At 54.0% G+C, this 12886-nt stretch carries 7 protein-coding genes; 5 read left to right on the top strand and 2 right to left on the bottom strand.

Annotated elements, in window-relative coordinates; genetic code table 11:
- The gene (locus tag NW211_RS10920) at positions 1-624 is read left to right on the top strand and encodes a hypothetical protein (RefSeq protein WP_087408984.1); all 624 of its coding nucleotides are present in this window, start codon (positions 1-3) and stop codon (positions 622-624) included.
- 90 nt (positions 625-714) lie between these two features.
- Here the strand turns inward: NW211_RS10920 and NW211_RS10925 are convergent, their stop codons facing one another.
- Complete coding sequence (locus NW211_RS10925; RefSeq protein WP_258327869.1) at positions 715-1563, bottom strand: glycosyl transferase; 849 nt, start codon at positions 1561-1563, stop codon at positions 715-717.
- A gap of 112 nt (positions 1564-1675) precedes the next feature.
- On the opposite strand from NW211_RS10925, the gene NW211_RS10930 reads away from it, so the two are divergent.
- From NW211_RS10930 to NW211_RS10945, 4 genes are all read left to right on the top strand, one after another.
- A complete protein-coding gene (locus NW211_RS10930; RefSeq protein WP_087408986.1) occupies positions 1676-3445 on the top strand; it encodes an LTA synthase family protein in 1770 nt (589 codons plus the stop codon).
- A 59-nt stretch (positions 3446-3504) separates the two neighbouring features.
- Positions 3505-5334, top strand: a complete 1830-nt coding sequence (locus tag NW211_RS10935) for an LTA synthase family protein (protein WP_258327870.1) — start codon at positions 3505-3507, stop codon at positions 5332-5334.
- Positions 5335-5479: 145 nt separating this feature from the next.
- Positions 5480-7132: a diphosphate--fructose-6-phosphate 1-phosphotransferase gene (locus tag NW211_RS10940; RefSeq protein WP_258327871.1), complete on the top strand. Its 1653-nt coding sequence runs from the start codon at positions 5480-5482 to the stop codon at positions 7130-7132.
- Positions 7133-7704: 572 nt separating this feature from the next.
- Complete coding sequence (locus NW211_RS10945; protein WP_258327872.1) at positions 7705-8997, top strand: leucine-rich repeat domain-containing protein; 1293 nt, start codon at positions 7705-7707, stop codon at positions 8995-8997.
- A 1386-nt stretch (positions 8998-10383) separates the two neighbouring features.
- On the opposite strand, the gene galB is transcribed toward NW211_RS10945, so the two are convergent.
- Positions 10384-12885: a beta-galactosidase GalB gene (gene galB, locus NW211_RS10950; protein ID WP_258327873.1), complete on the bottom strand. Its 2502-nt coding sequence runs from the start codon at positions 12883-12885 to the stop codon at positions 10384-10386.
- Between the last annotated feature and the right edge of the window lies 1 nt (position 12886).

Genomic DNA, 12886 nt, shown 5'->3' on the forward strand with positions numbered 1-12886 from the left:
ATGGAGATAAGTGTCAATGACCTCGTCGAACGGGTCAAGATAAACATGGAGGAGCTCACCGATGTGAGCAATGCCTCGGTAAAGTTGGAGGTGGGCATCGATGTCGAGCAGTATATTCGGGCTAAGTTGCCCGATGCGCTGCTGTCGGTGTGGGCTTCGACCCCGGTCGAACTGTTGCCGCAGACCGACTGCGCCTCGTCGCTGCAACCCGAGCGTCAGCCCGACGGCAGTGGCCGGGTGGTGCTGCCCTCGGATGTGTGGCGCATGACCGAGTTTTGCATGGAGGGGTGGCGACAGCCGGTTACCTCGTTTATCGACCACACCTCGCCCGCCTATGAGTTGCAATTCAACCTTTACACCCGCGGCGGCGTGGCAACTCCGGTGTGCGTGCTCTCCAACGTGGGGGGCCAGAAGTGTCTCGACTATTACTCGTTGCCGCCTCGCGTCGAGGCGCATCGGGTGAAGACGGCCCGTTACGTGGCTTATCCGCAGGCCGATGCCGACAAGTACGAGATTGCCGACTCGCTGGTACAGGTGGTTTGTTACACCTGTGCGGCTCTCGTCTACGAGATTCTGGGGCAGCCCGAGCAGGCGGCCGCCATGTTGCGCAGCATCGTCAAGTAGGGCAGGGCGACCGACATCGTGTCGCAGAAACGCTGCCGGCTCTCTGGATAGTCGGCCTCGGGGCAACCACTCCGGGGCCGGCTTGCTGTTTTATCGGGGCTCCTTTTTCTGCAACAGTTCGTAAGGGATGTGCCCTATCTGGGCAGCCGTCTCGGAGTATGAGCTGTGTACCGAGCCGAGCACCTGCCGGGTGTGCGAGAGCAGATAGAGTTCGATGAGGGCTTCGCGCATCCCCTCGAGGCTGTTGCGGTCGGCCCGGTGGGGCGAGCAGAATACCCGGTCGCCGAATCGGGCGGTGATGAGGGCCTTATCCTCTTCGGAGTCGGTCGCCAGATAGAAGGTGGTATCGGCGTTACGATCGATCTCCTGCTGCATGCGGTCGACAAAGAGTCGGGTAGGACTTTGGGCGATGGAGATGGCGTTGTCGGTACGACGGATATGCACCCCTATCGTGTGGTCGCCGAATCGGGCCCGGCGCGTCTCAATCTCCTGCTTCAGGAGGGGGTGCGGTTCGAAGAGGGCAAAGCGGTCCCACTCGGTGCGGGGTTCGTAGAAGTAGACAAAGGCGGCGATGTAGACCTTGTGGCCTCGGGCCCACGCCTCGAAATCGAAATGCTCGCGGAAGCGTCGCGACGTATCCATCTCGTACATGCGGCGGTCGAATGCCGGCTGCTGGAACAGGCGGGGAATGAAGAAGTTTTTCCGGCGGGGGCGGTCGTAGCGCAGCAAGTCGAGCCTCGAAGCCTCGGTGACGGTAACCCCCGGCCGATCGATGGGGGCAAACAGTTGGTCGAACCGGCAGTTCAACCCCGGGTCCTTGAACCACACGATGTGCAACTCGCTGCCACATTGCCGGCTCAGGGCTACGGCCGAGTCGATTGCCCTCATGCGATTGGCCAGTCCGCCTACGGGTACGAGCCATATACTCTCTTTTTTCATAGGGGATAGAACAAAGAATCAGACAAAATTAAAAAATTTTTAAGAATTGAATGGATTGTGTGTTCGGATTTTTTTATAATATTATATTTGTGCCCGTTTTGAAAAGTGAGTAATGGAAATCGTAAATAGTCTGAAGAGAAAAGTAGGGAAACCTATTTTGTCTTTTTTCGAGAAGAATATATATACATGGGCATTTTTTATTTTGCTGGTTATTTCGGTTGCCTCGGTTATATGGCTGTTGTACATGCAGGTGGTGAGACCTACCAACATGGTGTCATCGGTACCGAACCATGTAATCAAGACTCTGATTGATGCTATGATTCTCATGTCGCCTCTGTTTGTGTTGAAAAAACGGGGCCTTATTTTTATTGTGCTGGTGTTGGTCGATCTGTTCTGTCTCTCGGCTGTGTGGTACTATCGCAATTATCTCGACATCATACCCTTCTCGTCGTTCCTGTTGGTCGAGAACGTATCACCGTTGCTGCTCGACAGTGCATTGGCATCGGCACGTTGGGTTGACTGGCTGGCCCTGCTTCCTACTGTGTTGACGGCTGTAGTTTATAAATTGTTTCTCCAGAAGCGGGTCTTGGCCGAGCGGAAGCGGCTGTGGTGGCCGATTGCAGCCATTGTGGGAATAGCTGTAGCTTTTTATGCCATGCTTTCGGTGCGTGACATAAAGTCGGGACAGTATACAGCCTTTATCGATCGTTTTATGACCTATCCCAACAATATACTCTATATCGACAATAATGGCTTGTGTGGATATACGCTCTATCAGTTGGTAACCGGGTTGATACCCGAGCCTGAACTGTCGGATGAGGAGCGGGCTAAAATCGACTCTTTTTTCGACGATTATACCTGTTATACAGATAATTTGATTCAAGGAAACAACCGGAAAAATTTGGTCTTGATTATTGTAGAATCTCTCAATTCGTGGGTAATTGGCCAGCAGTTTGGCGGGGTAGAAGTGACTCCCTGTCTTAACCGGATCGCTAACGATAGTAACTCTATCGTAGCTGTGCATGTGTTTCCTCAGGTGAAAGACGGTCGTTCGAGCGACGGGCAGTTTATGTTCAATACCGGTTTGCTCCCCTTGCAGAGTGGAGCAGTGGCCACCCGATATGCCAATCTTGATTACTATTCGATTGCCAAAGCCTTGAAACAGAGAAATTATACAGCTGTGAGTATGACGGTCGATTGCAATAATTATTGGAATCAGGCCGAGGCGAGTGAGGCTTATGGCTATGACCATAATTGGGATCGGCTAAATGGTGCAGAAGTTGTTCCCGACAGTTTGTTGATGGTACGGGCTATTGAGCAGATAAAAACAGAGAAAGTTCCCTTTTTCTATCAACTCATTACGGGGTCTTCGCACAAGCCTTACAATACCCCGACTCGACCTACTGCATTGTCGAATGCTGAAGGTTTCCCGACCGAGGTACGTAACTACATGGAGGTAATGCATTACACCGACCGCTGTATAGGTGCCTTTATCGATTCTCTACGGGTTAACGGATTGTATGAAAATACGGTTATTGCAATCGCCTCGGATCACAATCAGTTGCTCGAGCCCTGTTCTGTACCAGGGTACAACGATATCGAAGTCGCCTTTATAGTGGCCAATGCTGGATTGAAGTATACCCACAAGTCTGTTATGGGGCAGATTGATATTTATCCTACACTGCTCGATGTGATGGGGTGCAACGAGTATCTGTGGAAGGGGCTTGGTCATAGTATTTTACGGTCTTCGGTGTGCAGTGCGGTCGGTTGGAACAAGGCGGTCTATGGCACCCCCGACGATTCATTGGTTCCTCAGCAGATTGAGGCTTGGGACATTTCTAGGCAGATGATAACACGTGGCTATTTTACTATAAAACGATAGTTGGGGGAGCCATATCAATTTTTATTTCACTACATTTGCATCGAATGTGAGTGAATGCCATGCGATTGAACAGAAACTGGTTGTCGGCTTATACCTGGGCGTGCGAGGGACGATACCTGCTCTTCCACCTGCTCGTGGTGCTTTGTTTCGTCTATCCCATCGAGTATCTGCATATCGAGCTGAAGTGCTCGACCATCTTCAATCTGCGCATCCTGTTGCCTCAGGGACGGCCGATAGGCGACACGCTGTTGGCCTTCTTGCCTACGGTGGGCGATGCTTTGGTACTCTCCTTGCCCCTTCTGCTCTTCACCCGCCGCCGGTGGGTGGTCTTTATCCCGCTCTTCCTCTTCGATCTCTTCTGCTTGGCGCAGAGCTGTTATGCCCGGGTCTACGAAGATGTGATGCCCTACTCGTCGTTTCTGCTCTTCGACAACGTGAACGGCGTGCTGCTCAACAGCGTGCGGGGGCTGCTTCGCTGGCGCGATGTCACCCTTTTCGTCCCTACTCTGTTGTTGCTGGCGGCCTATCTGCTCTATTTCGGGAAGCAGCGGTCGTACCCCTCGCCGCGTATCCGGTGGATAACTGCCGCCGTGTCGCTGGTGGTGGCCTTGGCCGCTTATGGGGGGCGGTCGTACCAGATTTACCATCGGGAGTCGGCCGACCGCGAATCGCCCTGGACCGCCTTCATCACTCCTTATAATTACCGCGAATACCTCATCTATCACGGGGTAGTGCCTTACACGGGCTATGTGCTGGTGTCGTCGCTGGTACAGTCGGACGAGTTGACGGCCGACGAACGGGCAACCGTCGACAACTACCTGGTCGACATGCCCCGCTATACCGATAACCGTCTGGCCGTGGAGCCGGGGCGCAACCTGATTCTCATCGTCGTCGAATCGATGAACTCGTGGATGCTCGACCGCACGGTAGGCGGGGTGGAGATTATGCCCCGACTGAACCGTCTGTTGAGGCAAGAGGGGACCTTCGCGGCTCTCCATCTGATACCGCAGGTGAAGGATGGCCGTTCGAGCGACGGCCACCTCATGTTCAATACCGGCCTTTTGCCCGTGCGCACGGGGGCTACGGCGGTGCTCTATGGCGATAATCGCTATCCTGCCCTGGGCCATGCCCTGAAGCAGAAGGGGTACCGCACCCTCAATATCGTTTGCGACCGGGCGCAGGACTGGAACCAGGTGGAGACTTCGCCCGCCTATGGGTTCGACACCCTCTACGACAAGAGCGCTTTCGAGTCGAGCGAGATACTCGACGACTCTACCATGCTGGCCCGGGGCCTCGCCATTCTGCGCCAGACACCCCAGCCCTTCTTTGCCCAGCTGGTTACCATCTCGACCCACGCTCCCAACGGTGAGCCGGTCGAGCCCACCGCCCTGTCGCAATACCCCACGTCGTCGCACGAACTTATCAACACGATGGAGGCCTTCCACCGGCTCGACCGTCAGTTGGGCCAGTTTATCGACTCGCTGCAGGCTTGCGGACTCTACGACCGTTCGGTCGTGGCCATCGTGTCGGACCACGACGAGCTGGGACTGAATGTGCTCGAGGGGCGCACCACCCGTACGCTGGCCGACCGCGAGGTGGCCCTCCTGCTGCTGAATACACCTTATACTGTTTCGTACGAGGCGGTGGCCGGGCAGATAGACATCTACCCCACACTGCTCGATGTGATGGGTTGCAACGAATATCCCTGGAAGGGCCTCGGGTACAGCCTGCTGCGTACCCCGGTAAAGAGTGCCGTCTATTGGGACCGCAGCGTGGTGGGCGACACCCGGTCGCCCCTCGTCCCGCGGCAGCGCGAGGCCTGGGACATCTCGAACCTTATCCTCACCGGCCACTATTTCGAGAGCTACTCGATGCGGGCTGATGAGTAAAAAAGAGACAGGCTTCCTGGTCGCATCGTTTCTCTGGGACGAAATGGGAATTTAATACCCAGCTGTTTGGCTCTTTGAAAAAAAAATGCGAAATTTGCCCAGCTAAAAAAGATAAAGCAAACATACACAAATAAAAGTGATTACAATGAAGAAAAGTGCACTTCAAACTGCTCGTGCTTCGTATCAGCCCAAGCTGCCCGAAGCCATCAAAAACGGCGTAACCATCGTCGAAGGCAAAGCCACTCAATCGGTGGCCGACCAGGAGGCTATCGCCAAGTTGTTCCCCAACACCTACGGCATGCCCGTGCTTCGTTTCGAAGCCGCTCCCAAGAAAGAGTATCCTGCCATCAACGTGGGTGTAATCCTTTCGGGTGGTCAGGCTCCTGGCGGACACAACGTGATTTCGGGTCTCTTCGACGGACTCAAAGCCATGAACAAGGATAGCCGTCTCTTCGGTTTCCTGTTGGGCCCGGGCGGACTCATCGATCATAAATATATGGAACTCACTGCCGACATCATCGACGACTACCGCAACACGGGTGGTTTCGACATCATCGGTTCGGGTCGTACCAAACTCGAGACGAAAGAGCAATTCGACAGCGGTCTCGAAATCATCAAAGAGTTGGGCATCAAAGCCGTGGTTATCATCGGTGGCGACGACTCCAACACCAACGCCTGCGTATTGGCCGAATACTACAAACAAATCGGTGCCGGTGTACAGGTAATCGGTTGCCCCAAGACCATCGACGGTGACTTGAAGAACGAGATGATCGAGTGCTCCTTCGGTTTCGATACCGCCTGCAAGGTATACTCCGAGGTTATCGGTAACATCCAACGCGACTGCAACTCGGCCAAGAAATACTGGCACTTCATCAAACTGATGGGCCGTTCGGCTTCGCACATCGCTCTGGAGTGCGCTCTGCAAACGCAACCCAACATCTGCTTGATTTCCGAGGAGGTTGAGGCCAAACAGATGACCCTCGACGACATCGTAAACTATATCGCCGATATCGTAGCCGCTCGTGCTGCCAAAGGTTTCAACTTCGGTACGGTGCTGATTCCCGAAGGTCTCATCGAGTTCATCCCCGCCATGAAGCGCCTTATCGCCGAACTCAACGACTTTTTGGCCAAGAATGGTGCCGAGTTTGCCATGATCAAGAAATCGGAGCAAAGAAACTATATCATCAAACACCTCTCGCCCGAAAACTCGACAATCTACGCCAGCCTGCCCGAGGGTGTGGCCCGTCAGCTCACGCTCGACCGCGACCCCCACGGAAACGTACAGGTATCGCTCATCGAGACCGAGAAACTGCTGGGCGAGATGGTAGGTCGTCGTCTGGCCGAGATGAAAGAAGCCGGTAAATATGTAGGCAAATTCGCTACTCAATACCACTTCTTCGGTTACGAAGGCCGTTGCGCCGATCCCTCCAACTTCGACGCCGACTACTGCTACTCGCTGGGTTACACCGCATCGCTGCTCGTAGGCGAAGGCCGCACGGGTTACATGTCGTCGGTACGCAACACCACCAAACCGGCCAGCGAATGGATTGCCGGCGGTGTGCCCGTAACCATGATGATGAACATGGAGCGTCGCCACGGCGAGATGAAACCGGTTATCCAAAAAGCCCTCGTTCACCTCGACGGTGCACCCTTCAAATACTTTGCCGCACATCGCGACGAGTGGGCTATGAACACCTGCTACGTATACCCCGGTCCTATCCAATACTTTGGTCCCACCGAGGTTTGCGACCAGCCCACCAAGACGCTGATGCTCGAGCAAAACGGCTCGATTGACTAATCGGTTGAAAGAAAGGGCCTCAGGCCCGTTATCAATAAACCAATCCAAAAAATCCGCACTTGCGGCTTGCAAAATCCCCCGGCCCGGAACGCTCCGGGTCGGGGGTATTTTTTGTGTATATATCACTCCGGACTCCACTGCCTGGTCCATTTCGCACTGCGGAGAGTGTGCCATATCGCGCTACGACGCGGTATCCAGGAATACTGGCAAAATTGTTGGCATAGGTAATATCTGCAACAGTTTCCAACGCCTTCTCTTTTCTGGACCCCGCATCGGGGTGCGGGGTGACTTGCCGTGTCATACCGCGACGCGACGCGTCGAGCGGTCATTCCGCACTTGATGCGGAATCCAGAAATATGGACTGAAGGTAATACGATATGGAATATGAAAGAATTGTGTTCTGGAAATTGCGGTATAGTTAATAGAAATTTCTCGTAAGTGTAGCAGAATCTTATAAATAGCTCTTATTTTTTATAATATTGTATTTGTGGCCCCGTTTTATATACAAATACAAAATTTATCTAAACATGAAAATACAGGAGTATCGAAGTCTTGTAGGCATATTCTTGCTGATGGGAATCTTTCGAGTTGATGCCTATGACTTTCAATCGGGAGGGATTTATTACGAGATTAACGGCGAAGAGGTCACGGTCACTCGTGAATCGGCTTTTGAACCGACCTATGAGGGTGATGTGGTAATCCCTTCGATAGTGTCTTACGACGGGGAAAACTATTCGGTAACAAGTATCGGAAACTGGGCCTTTGAAGGTTGTGCGAATCTGAAAAAGTTGACGCTTCCCGAGTCGTTGATAACGATAGGCGATTATTCTTTTAGTGGTTGTAAACGGTTGGGCGAGGTGATATGGAGTGAGCGGATAGAGGTGATTGGTAAATATGCTTTCTCTGGGTGTATCAGTCTGCAATCGATAGTGATACCTGCGTCGGTGAAACGTATCAACGAAGGTGTTTTCAATGGCTGTACCGGACTGGAGTCGGTGGTTATGGGCGATTCAGTAGAGTATGTTGGGTCTTCGGCCTTTTTGAACTGTACGAGTTTAGAGTCTGTTTCACTGGGAGACGCCGTAAACTATATTGGGGAGGGTGCTTTCTCAAGTACCAGTTTGGAGTCGGTGATGATACCCGCGTCGGTGGCAACTATCGAAGCCAATCCCTTCGTGGGTAGCCTTAATCTAAAAGAGATTACGGTCTCGGAAGAGAATCTGGCCTATTCGTCGTTAGACGGTGTACTCTATAACAAGGACAGGACTACGCTTTGTGCATGTCCGGGTGGAAAGAGCTCGATAGAAATTCCCCTGTCGGTGGAGCACATCGGGCCTTCGGCTTTTTGTGCTTGTGCAGGGTTACTCTCGGTGACGATTCCACCGACCGTGGAGAGCATAGAGGCCTCGGCATTCGGCTATTGCAAGGAGTTGACTTCGGTGACCATCGGCAAATCGGTCTCTCGTATCGGTGAGTACGCTTTTGACCGGTGTGATAATTTGCAGGATATATATATTTATGCCGAGCTGCCTCCTGTAATCGATGCTAATACTTTTGAGGATTATGAGGCTACCTTGTATGTGCCTGCCGGCAGTAAAAGTGCATATCAGAAGGCTTCGTATTGGAGTAATTTTACGAACATCATGGAGTCGCCAACCGGCGTGGAATCGGTCGATAACAACGATATGCGCGTCTATGCCGCAGGTCATACCCTGTATGTAGAGCATGTCGATGAGGCTTATCGGGTCTATACGGCCATGGGGCAGTTGGTTTATGCGGGCGACGAATCTACGGTATTGTTGCCGGGTGCAGGCCTCTATATCGTATGTGCGGGCAATCGGTCGCAGAAGGTTTGGGTGAAGTAAATAGGAATCTATTCGATACGATTGGGCGGCAGGGAGTATTACTCTGCCGCCTTTTTTGTGCCTGGTCCATTTCGCACCGTGATGCAGAATCCAGGGAATATCCGGCGGGTATGACGGCTATCCCCCTGTCGGAGTAAGTGGAAATAAAACCGGTTGAGGGTATTGCTTTTATTATCGGGTTATGCTATCTTTGTCTCGTGACCGCGATGGTATATCCCGGTAGCAGATAGAGTTGCTCTGTCGCTGTTGAGAGGTTTCCGTGGTCGGTCATGGCCTTCGGGGGAGGGATTTCTCTCTGCGAGGGCAGACATGTTTTTGAGAAAGCGTTTTTGCTTATCCTTTCATGGGAAATCGCCAAATTTCAATTCACGAAGGATCGGGCAGTCAAAAAAACGCTCCTGCTTGCCAACATCCACCCCGGCAAGGGGTGTTGTTATATGGCATAGCGTGGGGTGGGCTGTTTATTTCGTGAATAGGCGTTTGGCGATGCCTCCGTGAAGATAGACAGATTGTTCCCTACGCTTTCGTTTTTTAAACGTCTATCCTCAAGGGGAACAGGAAGACAGATATGAAACACGATATTATGAAATCTTATTTGCCGGAGTGACTTTTGTGAGGAATTGTTTTGGGGGCTCCGATTCGTTGCTTGTGATTCTCTATGTTATATAATTTGTGGTTGCATAGGCGGCTATGGCTATTTGACGGCCCGGCTCCTTATGCAGGTGATAGGATTGAAGCGTTCGATAAATTATATTCGGAGAGTCTATTCGGTGACGATTGTTAGAGAAAAAACTTTTTATCAATGTACGAGGGGACACCAGGTTATACCCGAATCGGGAATCTACAAGTTGTGAGAGGTTGGTCCCGATTGGGATTGCCGGGTATATACGACCACGGGACGACTGGTTTATGCTGGCAACGGTATAATGGCTTTGTGCCTGAAGTCCGGCCTATGTGGTGCGTATGAGCGATTGCTCATGAAAAGTGGTAGTGAGATAATTTCTCACTGCATCAATTCTTTCTTTTTTCAGGTGACGGTGGCAGATGGTTACATCTGCCGCCTTTTTTTTGTCATACCGCGGTATCCAGGAATACTGGCAAAATTGTTGGCATAGGTAATACCTGCAACAGTTTCCAACACCTTCTCTTTTCTGGACCCCGCATCGGGGTGCGGGGTGACTTGCCGTGTCATACCGCGCTACGACGCGGTATCCAGGAATACGGGCAAAATTGTCGGCATAGGTAATACCCGCAACAGTTTCCAACGCCTTCCCTTTTCTGGACCCCGCATCGAGGTGCGGGGTGACGGGAAACCATAAAAAACACCCCGGCACTCGGGGGAGGCCGGGGTGGTGAGGTATGCGCGGCAGATGCCGCGTGTGGGTATTATTTGCTCTCGATTACAAGAGTAGCTTTCTTCAGTCCTTTGGCGGTAGCCTCGAGGGTGATTTTGCCCGGCTCTTCGGTCGAAGCGACGATGGCAGTCATCATGCCCGAGAATACCTTCATGCGGGGCTCCTGGAACGACTCGAGCGAGGTGGGGTCGCCGTTGGCACCGGCACGGTAGTAGCCTTTGCCTTTCACCTTGAACGAGATTTGGTTCGAGGCATTGGGGCAGAGGTTGCCCTCCTTGTCGACTACCTTGACGGTGACGAACGAGAGGTCGCGGCCGTCGGCGGCAATGGTCGAGCGGTCGGCAGTGAGTTCGATGCGGTAGGGCTTGCCGGCCGTCTTCATCTCCTTCTCGGCCACGGCGTTGCCCTGCTCGTCATAGGCTACCACCTTGACGGTACCCGGTTCGTAGCGGGTATCCATCCACATGAGGCGGTAGCGTTGCTGGCGCTTGAACTGGGCGGTCGAGATGGAGTCGCCGCTGTTGTGCACGGTCACCGAGAGATCTTTGGTGCGCTTGCCCTGGCTCTTGCCGTTGATGAAGAGCTCGGCGGTGGGGTAGTTGGTATAGACGAAGACGGGGGTTACCTCACCTTCGCGGCCCTCCCAGTTCCAGTGGGGCAGGATGTGCAGCGTCTCGGCCTCGGGGTTCCAGTGGCTGCGGTAGAGGTAGTAGCGGTCTTTGGGGATACCGGCCAGGTCGACGATGCCGAAGAGCGACGAGTGGCTGGGCCAATCGGAGTAGTAGGGAGTGGGCTCACCCAGGTAGTCGAAGCCGGTCCATACGAACTCGCCCATGCAGTAGGCCAGGTCGTCGTGCTGGATGAAGTCGTCTTCGGGCAGGTTGGACCATCCGCAGTGCTCCACGTCGTAGGAGGAGGACTGGTGGTCGGGGTATTTGGGCATGGAGCGACGCTCTACGGGGAACTTGTAGACACCGCGCGAGCTGATGGTCGATGCCGTTTCACTGCCCAGAATGATGCCTTGGGGCAGTTTCTTCTGGCTCTCGATATACTTGAAGGGGCGGTAGTTGAAGCCCGGCACGTCGAGCACGGCAGCCATGTTGTTGTTCACTACGGCATCGGGAGCATCCATACCCTGCGTAACGGGACGGGTGGGGTCCTCGCGGTGGCAGATGTTCTGCAGCCACAGGGTGAGTTTGGGGCCCTGGTCGCCCGACCACTGGTCGGGTACCTCGTTGCCGATGCACCACATCACCACGCTGGGGTTGTTGCGGTAGTGGCGCACGAGGTTGACGATGTCCTTCTCGGCCCACTCCTTAAATACGAGGTGGTAACCGTTCTGTACCTTGGCGGTGGCCCACTCGTCGAACGACTCGGCCATCACCATCATACCCATTTCGTCGCAGAGGCGCACCAGCTCGGGGGCGGGCATGTTGTGCGAGGTACGTATGGCGTTGCAGCCCATATCCTTGAGGATGCGGATTTGGCGGCGGATACCGGCCTCGTTGGCGATACCACCCAACGGGCCCAGGTCGTGGTGATTGCACACCCCTTTGAACTTCAGCGGTTTGCCGTTAAGGAAGAAGCCTTCGCCCTGGCGCACCTCGATGGTGCGGATACCGAAGGTGGTGGTATATTCGTCTTTCAGTTCGTTGCCCTCATAGACCTTCGAAACCGAGGTGTAGAGGTTGGGTGTCTCGGGACTCCACACGGCAGGATTTTCAACGACAAACTCCTGCTCGAAGGTGTTGTGGTCGAAGTCGTTGCCGCGCATGCGCTCGGTCATCAGGGTCTTGCCGCTGGGGTCGACAATCGAGGTCTCGATCACATAGTCGCTCATCGATTTCCCCTGGGGCATCTCCCACGAAGTTTTCTGCTCGACCTTGGCATAGCGGTCGTTCAGGTCGGTGGTGACGATTTGCGTACCCCACACCGGCACATGAGCCTCGTCGGTCACCAGCAGATGCACGTTGCGGTAGAGGCCGGCTCCGGGATACCAGCGCGAGCTCTCGGTGAAGTTCTCGAGCCGTACGGCCAGCGTGTTGCTCTCGCCCGGGCGCAGGTAGGGCGTGGCGTCGAAAAAGAAGGTGTTGTATCCGTTGGGCCAGTAGCAAGCCTCCTGTCCGTTGACGTAGACCCGGGCGTGGCTCATGGCGCCGTCGAATACCAGCGTATACTTTTTGCCCTCGATCGATTGGGGCACGTCGAACGAACGGCGGTACCAGCCGGTACCCACGAAGGGCAGACCGCCCGTGCGGCCGGCATGCTCCATGGCCTCTTTCTGGCCGTCCTGGACGATAGCCGTGTTCTGCTTGTCGTTATTGATACTGAAGGGTCCGTAGATGGCCCAGTCGTGGGGAATGCGGACCGACTGCCATTGCGAGTCGTCGAATTGCGCATCCTTGAATTGCGCGTTGTCTTCGCGGGTGAATTTCCACCCCTTCTCCAGCAGCGTCTCGGTGCGTACCTGTGTTTGTGCCGAAAGCCACAGCGGCAGGGCTAACAGCACCAGTAGTGTGAATCGTAGTTTCATA

The organism is Barnesiella sp. ET7 (assembly GCF_024733785.1).
Taxonomy (GTDB): domain Bacteria; phylum Bacteroidota; class Bacteroidia; order Bacteroidales; family Barnesiellaceae; genus Barnesiella; species Barnesiella merdigallinarum.

What these genes read in the sequence shown, in the direction of transcription:
- NW211_RS10920 (WP_087408984.1), top strand. Translation starts at nt 1, where the DNA reads ATGGAGATAAGTGTCAATGACCTCGTCGAACGGGTCAAGATAAACATG.
- NW211_RS10925 (WP_258327869.1), bottom strand. Translation starts at nt 1,563, where the DNA reads ATGAAAAAAGAGAGTATATGGCTCGTACCCGTAGGCGGACTGGCCAAT.
- NW211_RS10930 (WP_087408986.1), top strand. Translation starts at nt 1,676, where the DNA reads ATGGAAATCGTAAATAGTCTGAAGAGAAAAGTAGGGAAACCTATTTTG.
- NW211_RS10935 (WP_258327870.1), top strand. Translation starts at nt 3,505, where the DNA reads ATGCGATTGAACAGAAACTGGTTGTCGGCTTATACCTGGGCGTGCGAG.
- NW211_RS10940 (WP_258327871.1), top strand. Translation starts at nt 5,480, where the DNA reads ATGAAGAAAAGTGCACTTCAAACTGCTCGTGCTTCGTATCAGCCCAAG.
- NW211_RS10945 (WP_258327872.1), top strand. Translation starts at nt 7,705, where the DNA reads ATGGGAATCTTTCGAGTTGATGCCTATGACTTTCAATCGGGAGGGATT.
- galB (WP_258327873.1), bottom strand. Translation starts at nt 12,885, where the DNA reads ATGAAACTACGATTCACACTACTGGTGCTGTTAGCCCTGCCGCTGTGG.